This window comes from Mesorhizobium sp. M0854 (genome assembly GCF_040319815.1).
In the GTDB taxonomy this organism is placed as follows: Bacteria; Pseudomonadota; Alphaproteobacteria; order Rhizobiales; family Rhizobiaceae; genus Mesorhizobium.
In genome coordinates, this window is the sequence record NZ_JAMYOL010000005.1 from 296,890 (window position 1) to 315,068 (window position 18,179).

Annotated in this window: 15 protein-coding genes; 3 read left to right on the forward strand and 12 right to left on the reverse strand. The window is 62.2% G+C overall.

The features are described 5' to 3' along the window. Nucleotides 1-251 precede the first annotated feature (251 nt). A complete protein-coding gene (gene lexA, locus NKH99_RS12080) occupies nucleotides 252-986 on the forward strand; it encodes a transcriptional repressor LexA (protein WP_023674949.1) in 735 nt (244 codons plus the stop codon). On the opposite strand, the gene NKH99_RS12085 is transcribed toward lexA, so the two are convergent. Further along, nucleotides 980-3,445 carry a ComEC/Rec2 family competence protein gene (locus NKH99_RS12085; protein WP_353014177.1) on the reverse strand — a complete coding sequence of 822 codons (2,466 nt, stop codon included), beginning with the start codon at nucleotides 3,443-3,445 and terminating at the stop codon, nucleotides 980-982. The two genes, lexA and NKH99_RS12085, sit on opposite strands and share 7 nt — an antisense overlap. A 96-nt stretch (nucleotides 3,446-3,541) precedes the next feature. Here NKH99_RS12085 and gltX point away from each other — a divergent pair, with 96 nt between their 5' ends. Continuing rightward, the gene (gene gltX / locus NKH99_RS12090; RefSeq protein ID WP_352474272.1) at nucleotides 3,542-4,963 is read left to right on the forward strand and encodes a glutamate--tRNA ligase; all 1,422 of its coding nucleotides are present in this window, start codon (nucleotides 3,542-3,544) and stop codon (nucleotides 4,961-4,963) included. Between the two features lie 179 nt (nucleotides 4,964-5,142). Further along, nucleotides 5,143-6,471: a citrate synthase gene (gene gltA, locus NKH99_RS12095; RefSeq protein ID WP_023674946.1), complete on the forward strand. Its 1,329-nt coding sequence runs from the start codon at nucleotides 5,143-5,145 to the stop codon at nucleotides 6,469-6,471. Nucleotides 6,472-6,603: 132 nt separating this feature from the next. On the opposite strand, the gene lpxB is transcribed toward gltA, so the two are convergent. The 11 genes from lpxB to pyrH form a co-directional block, all read right to left on the reverse strand. Then, the gene (lpxB, locus tag NKH99_RS12100; protein WP_353014179.1) at nucleotides 6,604-7,770 is read right to left on the reverse strand and encodes a lipid-A-disaccharide synthase; all 1,167 of its coding nucleotides are present in this window, start codon (nucleotides 7,768-7,770) and stop codon (nucleotides 6,604-6,606) included. Beyond that, nucleotides 7,760-8,662 carry an LpxI family protein gene (locus NKH99_RS12105; RefSeq protein WP_352685773.1) on the reverse strand — a complete coding sequence of 301 codons (903 nt, stop codon included), beginning with the start codon at nucleotides 8,660-8,662 and terminating at the stop codon, nucleotides 7,760-7,762. Before NKH99_RS12105 ends, lpxB begins: the two co-directional genes overlap by 11 nt. Before the next feature lie 6 nt (nucleotides 8,663-8,668). Continuing rightward, nucleotides 8,669-9,502: an acyl-ACP--UDP-N-acetylglucosamine O-acyltransferase gene (lpxA, locus tag NKH99_RS12110; protein WP_352474276.1), complete on the reverse strand. Its 834-nt coding sequence runs from the start codon at nucleotides 9,500-9,502 to the stop codon at nucleotides 8,669-8,671. A gap of 13 nt (nucleotides 9,503-9,515) precedes the next feature. Beyond that, a complete protein-coding gene (gene fabZ / locus NKH99_RS12115; RefSeq protein WP_352502391.1) occupies nucleotides 9,516-9,980 on the reverse strand; it encodes a 3-hydroxyacyl-ACP dehydratase FabZ in 465 nt (154 codons plus the stop codon). Continuing rightward, the gene (lpxD, locus tag NKH99_RS12120; protein WP_352474278.1) at nucleotides 9,973-11,031 is read right to left on the reverse strand and encodes a UDP-3-O-(3-hydroxymyristoyl)glucosamine N-acyltransferase; all 1,059 of its coding nucleotides are present in this window, start codon (nucleotides 11,029-11,031) and stop codon (nucleotides 9,973-9,975) included. Before lpxD ends, fabZ begins: the two co-directional genes overlap by 8 nt. Before the next feature lie 179 nt (nucleotides 11,032-11,210). Beyond that, nucleotides 11,211-13,574, reverse strand: a complete 2,364-nt coding sequence (gene bamA / locus NKH99_RS12125) for an outer membrane protein assembly factor BamA (protein ID WP_352474279.1) — start codon at nucleotides 13,572-13,574, stop codon at nucleotides 11,211-11,213. 217 nt (nucleotides 13,575-13,791) lie between these two features. Then, entirely contained in the window at nucleotides 13,792-14,934 is a 1,143-nt protein-coding gene (gene rseP, locus NKH99_RS12130; protein ID WP_023674938.1) for an RIP metalloprotease RseP, read from the reverse strand. Between the two features lie 104 nt (nucleotides 14,935-15,038). Continuing rightward, a complete protein-coding gene (locus NKH99_RS12135) occupies nucleotides 15,039-15,872 on the reverse strand; it encodes a phosphatidate cytidylyltransferase (RefSeq protein ID WP_352474281.1) in 834 nt (277 codons plus the stop codon). 3 nt (nucleotides 15,873-15,875) lie between these two features. Next, a complete protein-coding gene (locus NKH99_RS12140) occupies nucleotides 15,876-16,598 on the reverse strand; it encodes an isoprenyl transferase (RefSeq protein ID WP_023674936.1) in 723 nt (240 codons plus the stop codon). 32 nt (nucleotides 16,599-16,630) lie between these two features. Then, nucleotides 16,631-17,185, reverse strand: a complete 555-nt coding sequence (gene frr, locus NKH99_RS12145; RefSeq protein WP_353014182.1) for a ribosome recycling factor — start codon at nucleotides 17,183-17,185, stop codon at nucleotides 16,631-16,633. A gap of 91 nt (nucleotides 17,186-17,276) precedes the next feature. After that, nucleotides 17,277-17,999 carry a UMP kinase gene (gene pyrH, locus NKH99_RS12150; protein WP_023674934.1) on the reverse strand — a complete coding sequence of 241 codons (723 nt, stop codon included), beginning with the start codon at nucleotides 17,997-17,999 and terminating at the stop codon, nucleotides 17,277-17,279. Nucleotides 18,000-18,179: the final 180 nt, after the last annotated feature.

Genomic DNA, 18,179 nt, shown 5'->3' on the forward strand with positions numbered 1-18,179 from the left:
GGTTCAATTCCGTGCCTTTTGCCGACCGACGGTCGATGCCAGTGCCGCCTTCTAGGAGGCCAGAAGGGCGCAAACGAAAGCAGAATCAAGGCGATGAGGCTCGCGGCGGTGAAAATGCGGTACGCCGGTAGGGGACGTCGTTTGTTTCCCGAGCCTTAACGCATTCATTAAACTTTAAACAGTTGCGGAACACAACTGGAACAGATAGTGTTTGTTCTGGGTTTGTTTTTCTGATTCTGTTGGGGGTCGCTATGCTGACACGCAAACAACACGAACTGCTTATGTTCATCCACGAAAGGTTGAAGGAAAGCGGTATCCCGCCTTCATTCGACGAGATGAAGGAAGCGCTCGACCTGGCTTCCAAATCCGGAATCCACCGGCTGATTACGGCGCTGGAGGAGCGCGGCTTCATTCGCCGTTTGCCCAACCGGGCCCGTGCGCTGGAGGTGCTACGCCTGCCTGACTCGATCGCCCCCGGCCTCAATGCGGCACGCAAGTTCTCGCCGAGTGTCATCCAGGGCAGTCTTGGGCAAGGCGCCCCTCGGCAAGGCAAGCCGACATCGTCGCGCGTGCCCGCAGCCGGAAATGACGACGATGTCGTCGCCGCCGTTTCGATCCCGGTGATGGGCCGCATCGCTGCCGGTGTGCCGATCGACGCCATCCAGCACCAGACGCATTCGATTTCGGTGCCGCCGGATATGATCATGGGCGGCGAGCATTATGCGCTTGAGGTCAAAGGCGATTCGATGATCGAGGCCGGCATTTTCGACGGCGACACGGTGATCATCCGCAATGCCGATACGGCGAGCCCCGGTGAGATCGTGGTGGCACTGGTCGACGAGGAGGAAGCGACGCTGAAGCGGTTCCGCCGCAAGGGCGCCTCGATCGCCCTGGAAGCCGCCAATCCGGCCTACGAGACGCGCATCTTCGGACCAGACAGGGTCAAGGTGCAGGGCAAGCTCGTCGGACTGATCCGCCGCTACTGAGCTCCGCCCTTGGCGCCGGCTTTGGGGTTGTCGGCCCGGCGGTATGGCGGCAGGCCCCGTGCCGCGCGTGAAAATTTCCGCTGCACGTGCCAGGGCCGGTATGATTTTTCGACGGCGAAGCGGATCTCGGCGCGTGTTGCCGCTTGTGGATCGAAATAGACGGCGGCACTTCCCGCGCGCGCCAGTTGCCGTTTGGTGACGACGAGGACCAGCCGGTCGTAGTAGCAGGGGTTATGGGCGGTGGCGTCGTCGATGACGATCAAGCTGGCAAAGGCGCAGGCTGGCCGCGCAGTATCGCGGTCCTTGGCTTGCGCGATGATCGCGCCGGATGGATGCCTGGCAAGGCAGAGGCCGTCCGTGCAAATGAACGGCATGCCCGGCGGTAGGTCGGCCGGATCGGCAATGTCGAATTGCGGGTCGTTCTTTCCAGGTGTTTCCGGCGCGACGATAGCCTCTGATGTGAGCGCGCGTTTCCAGTTGTCGATGGTGAACTCATTCGGGCGTGCCCGGTTGACCGCGAGTTCACCGCTGCCGATCGGCAGCGCGACCAGCCGTGCGTCCTCCGAGACCAATACGTCGGGTATGCGTGTCTGCGTTGTCGTCAGCAAGCCGGCGAGCGCAAAAGGAAGTGCCGCCAGCCGCAACCACGTCGTCGCCATGCTGGCAATGACGAGGGCGATCGTCACCAGAAGGACGGATCTCAGCGAAATCAGCCCGACCGCATCGATCGGCGAGCGCTCCGAGATCCACCCGGACAGGGCGATCATCGCCGTCAGCCCCTTGCCCATGATATAGAGAAAAGGGCCATCCGCACCGAACGGCATCGCCAGCGCGCTGAGAACGGCGAAGGGCATGACGACCAGTGACACGATGGGCATGATGGCCAGATTGGCGAACAGGCTGAGCGGCGCCACGCGCTGGAAATGCCATATGGCGAAAAGCGCCGTGGCGCTCCCTGCAATGATCGAGGTCATCGCCAGACCGCACATGCCCAGCAGGACCTTTCGAGTGGCAAAGCGTAGCGGCGACTGCCGCGGCGGCGGCGTGGTGGCCCTGCCGGCGCGGTAATCGGACCAGCCTGCATAGGCGCCGACAAGGGCCGCCGTCGCGGCGAAGGACATCTGGAAACTCGGACCGACCACCTCGTGCGGCGATACCAGGATGACCGCGATGGCCGAGATCGCCAGGTTGCGCATGGTGAGCGCGGCCCGGTCGAACAGCACGGCGATAAGCATCACCGCCAGCATGATGAAGCTGCGTTCGGCCGCCACGACTATGCCGGAAAAGACGAGGTAGGCCGCAATCGAAAAAAGCGCGGCGGCCGCGGCATATTTCTTGACCGGCCGTCGCGATGAGAAATCGGGAAACAGCGCGAAGGCACCCCGCAGCAGCGCCATGATGGTGCCGGCGACCAACGCCATATGCAGCCCTGAGATGGAGATGATGTGGTAGATGCCGGTGCGCCGCATCGCTTCGTTGATCTCCTCGGGAATGCCGGCGCGCACGCCGACGATCAGCGCAGCAGCAATCTCGCCCTCGGCACCGCCGATGCGGCTGCGGATATGGTCGGCGATGGATTCGCGCGCGTCTTCGATCGCGGAAGAAAGCTGCGCGGCAAGCGGCATGCTGCCCGACGACACGACTTTCGGATTGCCGAGAAAAAAGCCGCTGCCGCCGATACCGGCGAAATAGCTGTCGAAGGAGAAATCATAGCTGTCGGGCCGCACCGGGCCGGTCGGCGGCAGCAGCCGCACATAGCCGGTGATCTCGGAACCGGCGGTCAGCTCAGCCGGTATCTTCATCGCCGAAACGCGGACCCGTTCCGGCATGTAGCGCAGTGTCGGCCTGGCCGTTGAGATCACATCGATTGTCAGCCTGATGCGGCCGCTCGCCATGGGCTCGTACGATACAACGCGACCCGTCAGCCGCGTCGAGATGTCGGAGCCGAGCATATGCGTTCCGACACGCCATGTCTCGAACTTGGCGGCAAGTACGCCAAGCGCGCAGAGCAGCGCCACCATGAAGCACAGGCGCGTCCTGGGCCATGACCGCGAGACGACGGCACAAAGGGTCGCGAGGAGCGCGATTGCGATCGGCTGTGGAAAGGCCGGCTCCACCGACAGCCCGAAATAAACGACCACCCCGCATGCGAGGAACACCGGCACCAGCAGGAAGGCGATGCCGCGGTCGAGTTCCAGATCGGCCGCCGTGGTTACGCTGTTGCGGATACGGGACGGTGACGGGAGGCGGAAACGCCTGGGCAGGCGTACGATGGGCTCGCCCGCGGGCACGAGAACCGTTGCTGGGTCGCTGGCCGGCAGCGACGGAGCATCGAAGCGCGGAGCAGGTAGCAATGCCGGTGCCAGCAGGACAGGCGGGGGAGCGGCAAACAGCAAGCGTTCGCTGACGTCGCTGCCAACGTCCTCGCCCTCGCCCGCACCACGGCCTCGCACAGCCATCGGGTCTGCCCCTTGCGCCCTCGACCTCCTATGCTACATGAACGCGCAACGCGCGAAAGTCCGCAAACCCACTTCCTTCGCCCGCCTGAGAGTTCCATGCCCGATAAGGTCGTCACCCGTTTTGCCCCCTCGCCCACCGGCTATCTGCACATTGGCGGCGCGCGCACGGCGCTGTTCAACTGGCTGTACGCCAAGCACACGGGCGGCACGATGCTGCTGCGTATAGAGGATACCGACCGTGAGCGGTCGACGGATGCGGCGACGGCAGCCATTCTCGACGGGCTTTCCTGGCTCGGACTCACCTGGGACGGCGCGCCTGTCTCGCAGTTCGAGCGCGCGCCGCGCCATCGCGAGGTGGCCGAGGAGCTGGTGCGCGTGGGCAAGGCCTATTACTGCTACGCGACGCCGGCGGAGCTGGAGGCGATGCGCGAGGCAGCGCGAGCCAAGGGGCTTCCGCCCCGCTATGATGGGCGCTGGCGCGACCGCGACCCGTCGGAGGCGCCGCCCGGCGCCAAGGGGGCGATCCGCATCAAGGCGCCGACAGACGGCGAGACGGTGGTGCATGACCGCGTCCAGGGCGACGTGCGCTTTCCCAACAAGGATCTCGACGATTTCATTATTCTGCGCTCGGACGGCAATCCCACCTACATGCATGCCGTCGTCGTCGACGATCACGACATGGGCATCACCCACATCATCCGCGGCGACGATCATTTGACCAACGCCGCACGCCAGACCGTAATCTATCACGCCATGGGCTGGGAGGTGCCGTCGATGTCGCATATCCCGTTGATCCACGGTGCCGACGGCGCCAAGCTGTCGAAGCGGCACGGTGCGCTTGGCGTCGAAGCCTATCGCGCCATGGGCTACCTGCCGGAGGCGCTGCTCAACTATCTGGCGAGGCTTGGCTGGAGCCACGGCGACGATGAGATCATGTCGATCGCCGACATGATTACATGGTTCGACATTGGCGACGTCAACAAGGGCGCCGCCCGTTTCGACTTCGCCAAGCTCGAGGCGCTTAACGGCGTGCATATGCGCCGGATGAACGACGCGGCGCTGCTCGACATCTTCATCGCCACTCTGCCCTATCTAGAAGGCGGCCCGGCAATCGCCGCTCGCCTCGACGACAGACGCAGGGCGCAACTGCTTGCCGCGTTGCCGGGCCTGAAGGAGCGCGCCAAAACGCTGGTCGAACTTGTTGAAGGGGCTGCATTCCTTTTCGTCGAACGGCCGCTGCCGGTCGACGAGAAGGCGGCGGCGCTGCTCAGCGGTGAGGCGCGCGCGATCCTGCGGGGCGCTCATGCGGCACTAGCCACGGTTTCGGAGTGGTCTGCCGCCTCAGCCGAAGCCGCGATCCGCGACTATGCGCAGGCCGCCGGCCATAAACTCGGCGCCGTGGCCCAACCTTTGCGCGCCGCGCTCACCGGCAAAAGTACCTCGCCAGGTGTCTTTGATGTGCTTGCCGTGCTTGGCCGCGAGGAAAGCCTGGCGCGGATCGCTGATCAAATCGATTAGCAAACTGGCCCAAGAAGATTGGCATTGAAAGGTGTGTTTCGCAGTGCAACATTGGGTCTTGGCCTAATCTGCCGCGCAGATTCAATTGCGGGCGCAAATGTGCGTATTCCGATGCTTTTGACGTGTTGGGTTCAGATATTTTGCCTTTGCCGGCCTGAGGAAACAAAAAGGAGTTTGCTATGACCGAACCTGCGACAAAAATGGAATTTGGCGGCAAAACCCAGGCATCGACGGCCAAGCTGGAACTCGGCGGCAAAACCCATGAATTCAAGATACGAAGTGGTTCGGTAGGACCTGACGTCATCGATATCGGTTCGCTCTACAACACCGCCGGCGTCTTTACCTACGATCCCGGTTTTACGTCGACGGCGAGCTGCGAATCGGAAATCACCTTCATCGATGGCGATGCCGGCATTCTTTTGCACCGCGGCTACCCGATCGACCAATTGGCCGAGCACGGCGACTTCCTCGAAGTCTGCTATCTCTTGCTCTATGGTGAACTCCCGACCAAGGCGCAGAAGGACGATTTCGACTACCGGGTGACGCGCCACACTATGGTGCATGAGCAGATGTCGCGCTTTTTCACCGGCTTCCGCCGTGATGCGCATCCGATGGCGGTGATGTGCGGCGTGGTCGGCGCGCTGTCGGCCTTCTATCACGATTCCACCGATATCTCGGACCCCTATCAACGCATGGTCGCGTCAATGCGGCTGATCGCCAAGATGCCGACGATCGCGGCGATGGCCTATAAATACCACATCGGCCAGCCATTCATTTACCCGAAGAACGAGCTGAATTTCGCAGCCAATTTCCTGCATATGTGCTTCGCCGTGCCTTGCGAGGAATACAAGATCAATCCGGTGCTGGCCCGCGCGATGGAGCGCATCTTCATCCTGCACGCCGATCACGAACAGAACGCCTCGACTTCGACCGTCCGCCTGGCCGGCTCGTCGGGCGCCAATCCTTTTGCCTGTATCGCTGCCGGCATCGCCTGCCTGTGGGGTCCCGCACATGGCGGCGCCAACGAGGCAGCCCTGAACATGCTGGGCGAGATCGGTCATGTCGATCACATCCCGGAATTCATTGCGCGCGCCAAGGATAAGAACGATCCGTTCCGATTGATGGGATTTGGCCACCGCGTTTACAAGAATTACGATCCGCGCGCCAAGATCATGCAGAAGACCGCGCACGAGGTCCTGGGCGAGCTCGGCATCAAGGACGATCCACTGCTCGACATCGCCATGGAGCTGGAAAGGATCGCACTGACCGATTCCTATTTCATCGAGAAGAAGCTCTATCCGAACGTCGATTTCTATTCCGGCATCACGCTGAAGGCGCTGGGCTTTCCCACCACCATGTTCACCGTGCTGTTCGCGGTCGCCCGCACCGTCGGCTGGATCGCGCAGTGGAAGGAGATGATCGAGGACCCGCACCAGAAGATCGGTCGCCCGCGCCAGCTCTATACCGGCGCGCCGGAACGAGACTACGTACCAATCGCGAAGCGGTGAATGGTGAATGGTGAATGGTGAATGGTGAATGGTGAATGGTGAATGGTGAATGGTGAATGGTGAATGGGAGTAGCGAAGCGTCGCTCCCTGTCCATAGAAACCACTATTCACAATTCACTATTCACAATTCACTCACTTCCTCACCATCCCCATCACCACACCCGCGGCAATCTCGCCTGACGGCTTGGCGGTTGCCATACGCCCGGCAATGTCGGCAAAACCGTGCTTCTGCCAGGTGCGGTAGGCGGTATCGGAGAACAGCGCTTCCAACTGCCGCGCCAGATAATGCGGCCGCACATATTGATTGTAGTGTTCCGGCACAACCGGCCGGTCGGCAATGAGATTGGGCAAGGCTGCGCTCCATACTTTGATCAGCGGCTGCGCCATGCGCATGACCGGATCGAGCCGGTAGCAGGAGATCATCGGCACACTCGCCAGTGCCAGTTCCAGCGATACCGTCCCCGACGCGATCAGCGCCGCATCGGCCTTGCCGAAGGCCTGCCATTTGCGTTCGGCATCAAGGATGACCTCCGGCTTCTCGTCCCAGCTCGCGACCGAGGTCCTGACCAGGTCGGCGACGTGCGGCACCGTCGGTAACAGCAGGCGCAAGCGGTGCCCGCGCGCCCGCAGGATCGACACCGTCTCGCCGAACGGCCCGACCATGCGTCGCACCTCACCACGACGCGAACCTGGCAGTACAAGCAACGTTTTGACGTGATCTGCGGACAGGTCACGCGGCTGCGCCTGCGCCCTGGCGGCACTGATTATGCCCGGATCGTGTGCAAGGCGATGCCCGACATAGGTGCCGGGCGGCCCGCCCAGGCGAGCGAGTTCCTTCACCTCGAACGGCAGGATGCAAAGAATGTGATCGACATATGGCTTCATCGCCGCCGCCCTGCCCGGCCGCCACGCCCACACGCTCGGGCAGACATAGTGGACGATCGGGATAGTCGGATCGGCGGCACGCACCTTCTTGGCGACGCGCAGCGAGAAATCCGGACTGTCGATGGTGATAAGGCAATCGGGCTTTTCACCGGCAATCGCGTTTGCCATCTGGCCGATCCGCCGCATCAGGCGCGGCAGGTCGCGCAGGATGGCGCTAAGCCCCATCAGTGCGATCTCGCTGCCGTCGAACAATGGCGCCAGGCCGAGCGCCTGCAAATGGCGGCCGCCGATGCCGACAAGCCGAACTTCGCGCCCGGTCATGCGCTTGAGCGCCTGCACAAGGTCGGCGCCAAGTAGGTCGCCGGACTCCTCGCCGGCGACGACGGCTATCTTCAACGGCCGCTCATTCGCCATGCGCCGGCTCCGTAGCAGGCAGGCCAATCACGAACAGGCCGAGCGCATTGGCACGTCCGATGGTGGCGGGACCTTCGAGCACCAGCGAGCGACCGGCTTCGACGGCAATGCCGGCTAGTCCGGCGGCATGCGCCGCCTCGACGGTCAGCGGGCCGATGGAGGGCAGATCGGCACGCAGTTCCTGACCGGGCTTGGCGCATTTGACCAGAACACCGCGGCTCCCGCCGGCCAGCCTGCCGTGCCCGCGCAACTCCCTTGTCCGCTCGAGCAGCCCGTCGGTGCCTTCGACGCCTTCCAACGCAATGGCGCGGCCGCCGACCGCAACAGCCGCTTGGCCGATATCCAGCGCGCCGATGGCTTTTGCCGCCGCGTGCGCCGCCTCGATGTCGCGCCAGTCGGATTTGCGTGGCGCCGCCTTGGTCAGCAGGCCTTCGGCGGCGACCAGCTCCGGCACGATCTCGTGAGCGCCGATGACCTTGATGCCGCTGCGCTCGATCCTGCGGACGAACAGTTTCAGCACCGTATCGTCCCCCCGGGTTACACCGACGAAGAGGCTGGGTAGCCACGCGAGCAGGCCCAAATTGAGGCGCATGGCGCTCAGCCTGGGGCGGCGCGTGATATGACCCGCGGTTACGAGATGCGTGACGTGGTGCCGCTTAAGGATCGGCAGCAGCGAGCCGACGTCTTCCAGCCTCAAGGTTGCCTGCTCATAGGGCTCGAAATCGGCTATGCGATCGACCTCGCCGGCCGCCATCACGACGAAGGGCAATTTGCCTTGCCGGGCGAGCGCTCGGGCAATTTCGACCGGGAGACTGCCGCCGCCGGCGATGATGCCGACCTTGGCATCTGGCGCGAGATCAAGGCCTTTTCCGGCAGCCTCAATCTTCGTCATCTGCCCTCAGTCTTCATCATCGGTGTCGTCGCCGTCGCTACCCTTGAGGGACGGCACGGCGTAGTGCCGCTTGCCGCGACCGGCGATGAAGTCGACGATCTTCATGGCAGTCGGCGACGAGGCGAATTCCGCCTTGGCAAATTCGATGTTTTCGCCGACGGTCCGGGAGCGATCGAAGATCGTCTTGTAGGCTTTGCGCAGCAAGTGGATCTCCGAACGCGGCAGGCCGGCGCGCTTCAGGCCAATGATGTTGAGGCCGCGAAGGCTGGCACGGTTGCCAACGGCGATGGCGTAAGGAATGACGTCGCCGACGATCGCCGAGCAACCGCCGAGAAAGGCGTTATCGCCGATGCGGACAAACTGATGAACCGCGGTAAGGCCGCCGATGTAGACATTGTCACCGACTTCGCAATGCCCGCCTAACGTCGCTTGATTGGCGAAGGTGGCGTTCTTGCCGACCACGCAGTCATGGGCAATATGGGCATAGGCAAGGAAATTGCCGTTGTCGCCGATCGTCGTCTCGCCGCGGCTGGAATCGGTGCCGACATGCATGGTGACACCTTCGCGGATCGTGCAGTTCTCGCCGATCACCAGCGTGGTACGGCCGCCCTTGTGCTTGGTGTTCTGCGGCGGCCCGCCCAGTATCGCCATCGGATAGACCTTGGTCGATGCACCGATGGTGGTCGCGCCAATCACCGAGACATGGCTGACCAGTTCGACGCGGTCGCCGATCACGGCGTCGGGGCCGACGTGACAGAAGGGCCCGATGCGGGCGCCTTCGCCGATTTGGGCGCCTGCCTCGATGACCGAGGATGGATGGATGACTGTCTGGATTTTCATTAGCATTCGTTTGTCAGCCGCTTGCGACCATCATCGCCGAGATCTCGGCTTCCGCCGCCTTGGCGCCATCGACGAGGGCCTCGCAAGCGAATTTGAGAAGATTGCCGCGTTTCTTGATTTTCTTCACATGAATTTTCAGCTGGTCGCCTGGAACGACCGGCTTGCGGAACTTGGCATTGTCGATGGTCAGGAAATAAACCAGCGACGGCTTTTCCGTACCAAGGCTGCGGATGCAGATGGCGCCGGCCGTCTGCGCCATCGCCTCGATGATCAGCACGCCGGGCATGACCGGCTGGTCGGGGAAATGACCTTGGAAATGCGGCTCGTTTATGGTGACGTTCTTGATGCCGACGGCGGATTCGTCGCCATCTATGTCGACAATACGGTCGATCATCAAGAACGGATAGCGGTGCGGCAGGAGCTTCATCAGCCGCATTATGTCAACCGCTTCGAGCGTCGCCGCTGCGATGTCAGCCATTTCCCCCCTCACCCTGTTTGCGCGTCCGTGCAAGTCTGCGCAAGGCCGCTATCTCGCGCATGGCTTCCGCCATCGGCTGCGCCGGATATCCTCCCCAAATCTCACCGGCAGGCACATTGCTCATAAACCCGCTTCTTGCCGCAAGCTTGGCCCCGGACCCGATGGTCAAATGATCCGCAAGGCCGACACCGCCACCCATGGTGACGTTGTCGCCTACCGTCACGGAACCGGAAATACCCGAAAGCCCGGCTATAATGCAATTGCGGCCGATGCGAACGTTGTGCGCGATCTGCACCAGATTGTCGATCTTGGTGCCCTGGCCGATGATCGTGTCGGACATGGCGCCGCGATCGACGGTCGTATTCGACCCGATCTCGACGTCGTCCTGGATGATGACACGGCCGATCTGCGGAACCCGCTCCGGACCCTTGGCGCCGGCCACGAAACCGAAGCCATCCTGGCCGATCCTGGCACCGCCATGGATGATGACGCGATTGCCAATCAACGCATATTGCACGCTGGCACCTGGACCGACATAGCCGTCACGGCCAATCTGCGAGGACGGACCGATGACCGCATGCGGGGCAATGACGGTCCCGCTGCCGATGGCAGCGCGAGGTCCGATGATCGCACCCGCTTCGATGATCGCACCGGCCTCGACATGGGCGGTCGCATCGATATGGGCGTGCGGCGAGATACCGGTTTCGCCGGTCATCGGTCCAGGCGTTGCAGCGGCCGGAAAAAGCAGACGCCCGACCATTGCGAAGGCCTGCTGCGGGCGCGGATGCACCAGCACCGCGATGCCCGCCGGCGCCTTGCCGGCAAATTCGGCAGGGCAGAGAACCGCCGCCGCCCGCAGTGACTGCATCAGGGCGAAATTGCGCCTGCCATCGACGAAGACAAGGGCGTTCTCGCCGCCTTCGTTGGCGGGCGCCAGAGCCTCGATCGATACATCGAAGAGACCGGAATCAACAAGCGTCGAGCCGGTCAGATTCGCGACTTCGCCGGCCGTATACCGGCGTGAGGGCGCGAAGAACACCGGATCGGTCATTCCAGAAGCAATATCCAGCTAGCGCATGACCCCGAAATCGGAAATCGACCCTCGGAAAGGATCATGCGCAAATCAAAATGCTACAACGTCCTTTGCGCGTCCGATAGGACGCGCTGCGCTGTAGTGTCGGATCACTGCCATCCGGATCCAAACGAGCCGGAAGCATCATTGCCCGCACATCAGAAGCGGGTCGATATGCCGAAGTTGAATTCCTGCACGTCGTCGGTCTTTTCCTTCTTGACCGGGATCGCATAGTCGATGCGGATCGGGCCGAAAGGCGATGCCCACATCAAACCGACACCGACGGAAGCGCGCCATTCCATGCCGGTTGTCGAAGAATTGACAAGGCCACTTGCGATTTTGCTGCCGTAGAGCGTTGCCGCATCGGCGAACACAGCGCCACGCAAACCGAAGCTTTCGGGGATGACCGGCAGCGGGAACTGAGCTTCCGCCGAGGCATTGAAGTAGGTGGTGCCGCCGAGATGGTCATTGCTGTTGTCCGAAGCAACCGGGCCGATGCCGCCGTATTCGAAACCGCGGATCATACGGTCGCTGCTCTGGAAATGGTCGAAGACGCGCAGATCGCCGTTGCCATAGCCTTGGACATGGCCGGCGCCGCCCGAAATGAGGCCCACCAGGTCCAATTGTTCGGACAGCGTCTGATAAATGCTGCCGCGCGCCGTGACCTTGATGAACTTGGCATCGCCGCCGACGCCAGCCACTTCGGTGCCGACATTGGCATAAATACCGTCATGCGGGTTCTTCATGTCGTCGATGGTATTGTAGATCAGGCCGAGGCTGACCGAGGACTTGAGCCATGGGCTCTCTTCAACGCCGTTTACGATCGCCTGGGAGACGTCGCAGGTGCCACCATTGATAACGGGAACGCAGCCCTCGTCGAACTCGTACTTCTCTTGCGCAATATTATAAGCCAGCTGCGTTGAGATGTTGTCGGTGATCGGCAGACCGAAGCGGACGGTCGCGCCTGTCGTGTCGCTGTCGTAATGGTCGTAGTTTCGGCTCTGCTTGTAGATGTCGAAGCCGGCCGCGATCCGGCGGCCGAGGAAATAGGGTTCGGTGAAAGAGAAGCTGTAGTCGCGCGAGTTCTTGCCACCGCCCGCCGCCACCTTGATGAATTGGCCGCGACCGAGGAAGTTGCGCTCACTGACGGAACCTTCGACGGACGGACCTGACGTTTCACCGCCGCTCGAATAACCGGCGCCGACCGTGAACTCACCGGTCGATTTCTCGACCACATCTACCACCAGCACAACCTGGTCCGGCTCAGAACCCGGAACGGTGGAAATTTCGACTTTTTCAAAATAATCGAGCGCTTCCAGCCGCCTCTTCGCGCGCTGGATGAGCACCTGATTGAAAGCATCGCCTTCGCTGACATCGAACTCGCGGCGAATGACGTAGTCGCGCGTCCGATCGTTGCCGCGAATCTCGATGCGCTCGATATAGGCCTTGGTCCCCTGATCGACCGTATAGACGACCGAGATCGTGTGGTTCTCGAAGTTGCGGTCGCCGCGCGGCGTCACCTGGGCGAAGGCATAGCCGGATCCAGCGACCTTTTCGGTCAAGGCGATGATCGTGTCCTCGACGTTCTTGGCGTTGTAGACATCGCCCTTGTGGGTCTCGACCACCGATTCAAGTGACTTGGCGTCGACCTCGGGGATCGTGCTTTCGACGCTGACATCCCCGAACGTATAACGCTCGCCCTCCTGTACCGTGATGGTGACGGTGTATTTGTTGGTGGTGTCGTCGAGTTCGCCGACAGCCGAGACGACCTGGAAGTCGGCATAGCCGTGATTATAATAGAAGCGGCGCAGCAGCTCCTGGTCGGCGCGCAGCTTGTCCTCGTCATAAACGTCGTCGCGCAGCACGAACGACAGGAAGGACGAACGCTTGGTGGAGATGATGTCCGAAAGCCGGCGGCTCGAATAGGCGCTGTTGCCGACGAAATTGATCGCTGCGATCTGGGTGCGGCCGCCTTCGTTGATGTTGAAGACCACGTTTACCCGGTTGTCGCCGAGATCCATGATCTGGGTGGTCACGGCGGCATCGTCGCGGCCGATACGCCGGTATGCGGCCTTGACCGCCTCGACATCGGCATCGAGCTGCTGTTGCGAGAAGGTGCCGCGCGGCTTCAATTGCACCGCGGCCTCAAGCGCGTTGTCCTTGAGCTTCTTGTTGCCCTGGAACAGCACCTGGTTGACGACCTGGTATTCGGACACCTTGATGACCAGCGTCGATCCGACCTGGTTGATCTGCACATCCGAAAACAGCCCGGTGCCAAACAGCGCCTTGACCGCATCGTCGATATCCGAACTGGAAAACGCCTTGCCGGGCTTGATCGTCACGTAATTGCGGATGGTGTCCGCGTCGACACGCTGATTGCCGGTGACTTCGACTCTGGAGACGACAGCCGCCTCGGCGGCCGATGTGGCAACGAACTGCACTGCGAGCGCGCCTGGTACAACCAGAGCGGCGGACATAGCCACCGCGGACGCGGCGCTCAGAAACTTGGATGCTGCCTTCATCGGGCTTTTGTACCTTTTCTCGAAGTCCCCACGGCGAGAAAACCGGACGTGCGGTAATTTCCCCTACCGTATTAACCGGATTTTCCCTACACGCAAGGCTTCTGGTTAATTTGTATTTACTTAACCCTGCGGCGTGGCTTTCGCGTCACGCATATCCCCACGCATGGTAAACGGCGTCTCAACATTGCTCGTGCCGAAGCCAAATTCCTTCATGATTTCAGCACCCAAACAGATCGTTCCAGAAAACAAAGCCCATGAACCCGAGCACCAATATGAGGCCGCTTCGGTAAGCCATTTCCATCATGCGTTCGGACACCGGCCGCCGGATGACAGCCTCCACGCCGTAGAACAGAAGATGCCCTCCGTCGAGGGGGGGAATCGGCAAAAGGTTGAGAATCCCTATCCCGACTGACAGGAATGCAACAAGCTGCACGAGCCATTCAAAGCCGAGCTTTGCCGCCTGACCCGACATCTTGGCGATCTTGATGGGGCCGCCCAGCTGGCACTTGTCCTCGCGACCGACAACGAAACGTTGCAGGAACTGGCCGGTACGCTGGATGACGTGTCCGGTTTCCTGGACCGCTGCCCCGACCGCCCCGGCCGGACTATAGGTGATCAGCCGCGGCTGGCCGAGTTCCTTGTTGTTGACGACGCCGATCACGGCCACCTGGACCTTGTTGCCCAGTGCGTCTTGTTGTTCCATCAAGCGCGGCGTCGCCGTGACGGTGATTTCCTTGCCGGCGCGTAGCATGACGAAGGTGATGCTGTCGCCGGCGCGGCCAGAGACCAGACGCTGGACGTCGGCGAAGGTCTCGACCTTGCTGCCGTCGACGCTGACGAATCGGTCGCCGGGCATGATGCCGGCCGCGGCGGCCGGACTGCCGACAGTGACCTCAGCCACCATCGGCTCCAGCACGGGCCGGCCATGGACGGAAAACAGCACGGCAAAGACGGCGATCGTCAGCAGGAAGTTGAACAGCGGCCCCGCCACGACGGTCGCCGCCCGCTTCCAGATCGGCTGCGTGTGGAAGGCGACCTTGCGTTCCTCGTCGCTCAGCGCCTCGATCTCCTCGGAGCTGGGCTGGCTCGACGTCGCGTTCATGTCGCCGACGAACTTGACGTAGCCCCCGAGCGGTATGGCGCAAAGCTTCCAGCGCGTGCCGCGGCTATCGTTGAAGCCGATGATCTCTGGGCCGAAACCGATCGAAAAGGCTTTTGCGCCGATACCGCACCAGCGCCCGACGAGGTAATGGCCCATTTCGTGGACAAAAACGACCACGGTCAGCACGAACAGGAAAGGCACCAGCGTGCCGAGGACAAAGCCCTCTGTGCTGAAAACCGCGTGAAAAATCTCGTTCAATTCATGCCCTCAAATTCATCCACGGCACAGATCACGCCGCGACTGTGACATCAATCCAGGCGAATCCATGACGCAGCCCCGCGCCGGCCCACCGACGATGCCGTTCAAACCGGAAACAGACCCTGTGCCGGATGGTCGGCGGTCGCGGAAATCCAGCCGATGACGTATAGGGCGAAAGCCGCCGCGACAAGCCCATCTACCCGATCCATGATGCCGCCATGGCCGGGTATCAGCGTGCCGGAATCTTTACGGCCGTGGCGTCGCTTGACCCATGATTCGAACAGGTCGCCGGCCTGCGCGACAATCGAAAGCACCAGTGCGACCACGCCAAGCACGACGAGGTTGCCCGTTCCGGCTACGGCGGCCAGAAGCAGCCCGGCCACTACGCCGCCGACCACCCCACCGAGCGCCCCGCTCCGCGTCTTGCCCGGCGAGATCGACGGCGCCAGCCTTGGACCACCGATGGAGCGGCCGACGAAATAGGCAAAGATATCGGTCGCCCAAACCACGGCGAATAGGAACAGAATGGCCAGCAGCCCTGAATGGTCGCCGTCACGCAAGAAGGCCAGCGACAAGCCGGACACGGCCGCATAGGCAAGGCCGGATGCTTCCCACGGTCCTGCCCTGCGCATGGAAGAAGCGACGGCAGTGACAGCAACCAGAGCCGCGACGAGCGGCAGCAGCAAAGACGCAGGCAGGCCGGCGACGAGGGCACCAATAAAGACCACGATCAGCGCCTCGGGCAGAAAGCCGAGACCTGCCGTAGCACCAGCACCTGCCGGGGCAACGGGGCGGCTCATCCGCGTCCACTCGTAGAAGATGACCGCCGCCATGGCAGCGCAAAGCAACCGGAAGGACAGTCCGCCGAGCCAGGTCAGGGCAAGCGTGACGATGGCAAGCACGACGGCCGAAATGACCCGGAGTTGGAGGTTGCTCATTCCTCAGCCTGAGGCGACATCTTGGGCGGCAAGTCCGCCGAAGCGGCGCTCGCGGCCGGCGAAATCGCGCAGTGCATCGGACAGGTGCTCGCGACTGAAGTCGGGCCAGTAGCAAGGCAGGAAAACGAGTTCGCTATAGGCTGCCTGCCATAACAGAAAGTTGGACAGCCGAAGCTCGCCGCTGGTGCGGATGACCAGTTCCGGGTCCGGAATGCCCTCTGTATCGAGCGAGCTGGCAAAGGAATCGGCCGTGATCGCCTCGCTCTCGATCTCACCGCGCGCCACCGCCGCTGCGAGCTTGCGCGCGGTGCGCACGATCTCGTCGCGCCCGCCGTAATTGAAGGCAATGACCAGTGTCAGCGCCTCGTTGCTGAGAGTGAGCGTTTCGGCTTCCTCGAGTAGCCCCCTTATGTCGGGCTGCAGCCCCGCCCTGTCACCGATGACCCTGATCCGCACCCCACTCTGGTGCAGCTCGGCGAGGTCACGTCGGATGAAAAGCTTAAGCAGGCCCATGAGGTCGCTGACTTCGGATTTCGGCCGTGACCAGTTTTCCGACGAAAAAGCGTAGACGGTCAGGAAGGAGATGCCGAGGCCGGGGGCGGCGCGCACTGTCTTGCGCAGCGCCTCGACGCCGGCGCGGTGACCGGCCAGCCGCGGCAAGCCGCGCGCCTTGGCCCAGCGTCCGTTTCCGTCCATGATGATCGCGACATGCGCGGGCGTTGCCATATTCTCGCTTCCGGGCCAGGCGTGGCCAGACCCTAGACCTGCATGATTTCCGCTTCCTTGTCGGAAAGCAGGTGGTCGATGGTGCTGATTGTCTCGTCGGTCAGTTTCTGAACCTGGTCGGCCCGTTTGCGATGGTCGTCCTCACTGATGTCGCCGTCCTTTTCCGCCTTTTTCAGAAAGTCCATGCCGTCCCGGCGAACGTGGCGTGCGGCGACGCGGGCATTCTCGGCATAACCGTGCGAGATCTTGACCAGCTCCTTGCGGCGCTGTTCGTTGAGCTCGGGCAGCGGAATCCTGAGATTGCTACCGTCGACGATAGGATTGAAGCCGAGATTGGCTTCACGGATGGCGCGGTCGACTGCGCTGACCATCGACTTGTCCCAGACCGAAACCGAAATCATGCGCGGTTCCGGCACCGACACTGTTGCCACCTGGTTGATCGGCATGGTGGTGCCATAGGCCTGCACCTGGACGGCATCGAGCAGGTTGCTCGACGCGCGGCCGGTGCGCAGCGAAGCCAGATCATGCTTGAACGCGGCGATCGCCCCGTCCATGCGCCGTTTGAGATCGTCGTACTCGCCACTCATCATCGTCTCCTCGACCCGTTAACCCGGGTTCACTGCTTAGGCCCTGTTCGAGCCTCATCCGCAAACGGTCCCTTTCGGGTTCATGGTCCGGTCAATCGTCTGCGACAACCGTGCAACGGCCGCCGCCCCTCAGGATATCGCCGAAGCCACCCTTCTCGTGGATCGAATAGACGATTATCGGAATGTTGTTTTCGCGCGCAAGTGCAATCGCCGCCGTATCCATGATCGAAAGCCCGCGTTTGATGACTTCGTCATGGCTGATCCGCTCGAAACGTGTCGCATGCGGGTCCTTCTTGGGATCAGCCGAATAGACACCATCGACCTGGGTGCCCTTGAACAGAGCATCGGCGCCGATCTCGGCAGCGCGAAGGGCTGCAGCCGAATCGGTGGTGAAGAACGGATTACCGGTGCCGCCGGCGAAGATGACGACCTTGCCCTGGTTCATGTAGGCGGTCGCCTGACGCTGCGAAAAACTTTCGCAAAGCTCGGGCATGGCGATCGCCGACAGCACCACGGCGTCGACGCCGATCTTGTTGAGCGAGGTGCGCAGCGCCAGCGAATTGATAACCGTGGCAAGCATGCCCATATGGTCGCCGGTGACGCGGTCTCCGCCTTTTGACGCAACCGCGACGCCACGGAAGATGTTGCCGCCGCCTATGACGACACCGACTTCGATGCCCAATGCGCGGGCCTCGGCGATGTCGGCGGCGATGCGGTCGACCACCGATACGTCGATGCCGAAATGCTGCTCGCCCATCAACGCTTCGCCCGACGCTTTCAGCAAGACACGTCGGTAGAGGGGCTTCACCGTCATCTGGTCCTCGTCATCGTGCGTGTGACGCGTTTCGGTGCGCCCCGAAACACTGGGCGTTCCGATACACGAAGGGCGGCCCGCGGTGAAACCCGGCCCCCCGCGGGGAGTTTTTAAATTTTTGGTTTTAAAAAAAAACGAGCCCCCGCTCCCCTGAAAATAACGGGTGGGCGAGTGGTGGGG

What these genes read in the sequence shown, in the direction of transcription:
- lexA (WP_023674949.1), top strand. Translation starts at nt 252, where the DNA reads ATGCTGACACGCAAACAACACGAACTGCTTATGTTCATCCACGAAAGG.
- NKH99_RS12085 (WP_353014177.1), bottom strand. Translation starts at nt 3,445, where the DNA reads ATGGCTGTGCGAGGCCGTGGTGCGGGCGAGGGCGAGGACGTTGGCAGC.
- gltX (WP_352474272.1), top strand. Translation starts at nt 3,542, where the DNA reads ATGCCCGATAAGGTCGTCACCCGTTTTGCCCCCTCGCCCACCGGCTAT.
- gltA (WP_023674946.1), top strand. Translation starts at nt 5,143, where the DNA reads ATGACCGAACCTGCGACAAAAATGGAATTTGGCGGCAAAACCCAGGCA.
- lpxB (WP_353014179.1), bottom strand. Translation starts at nt 7,770, where the DNA reads ATGGCGAATGAGCGGCCGTTGAAGATAGCCGTCGTCGCCGGCGAGGAG.
- NKH99_RS12105 (WP_352685773.1), bottom strand. Translation starts at nt 8,662, where the DNA reads ATGACGAAGATTGAGGCTGCCGGAAAAGGCCTTGATCTCGCGCCAGAT.
- lpxA (WP_352474276.1), bottom strand. Translation starts at nt 9,502, where the DNA reads ATGAAAATCCAGACAGTCATCCATCCATCCTCGGTCATCGAGGCAGGC.
- fabZ (WP_352502391.1), bottom strand. Translation starts at nt 9,980, where the DNA reads ATGGCTGACATCGCAGCGGCGACGCTCGAAGCGGTTGACATAATGCGG.
- lpxD (WP_352474278.1), bottom strand. Translation starts at nt 11,031, where the DNA reads ATGACCGATCCGGTGTTCTTCGCGCCCTCACGCCGGTATACGGCCGGC.
- bamA (WP_352474279.1), bottom strand. Translation starts at nt 13,574, where the DNA reads ATGAAGGCAGCATCCAAGTTTCTGAGCGCCGCGTCCGCGGTGGCTATG.
- NKH99_RS12135 (WP_352474281.1), bottom strand. Translation starts at nt 15,872, where the DNA reads ATGAGCAACCTCCAACTCCGGGTCATTTCGGCCGTCGTGCTTGCCATC.
- NKH99_RS12140 (WP_023674936.1), bottom strand. Translation starts at nt 16,598, where the DNA reads ATGGCAACGCCCGCGCATGTCGCGATCATCATGGACGGAAACGGACGC.
- frr (WP_353014182.1), bottom strand. Translation starts at nt 17,185, where the DNA reads ATGAGTGGCGAGTACGACGATCTCAAACGGCGCATGGACGGGGCGATC.
- pyrH (WP_023674934.1), bottom strand. Translation starts at nt 17,999, where the DNA reads ATGACGGTGAAGCCCCTCTACCGACGTGTCTTGCTGAAAGCGTCGGGC.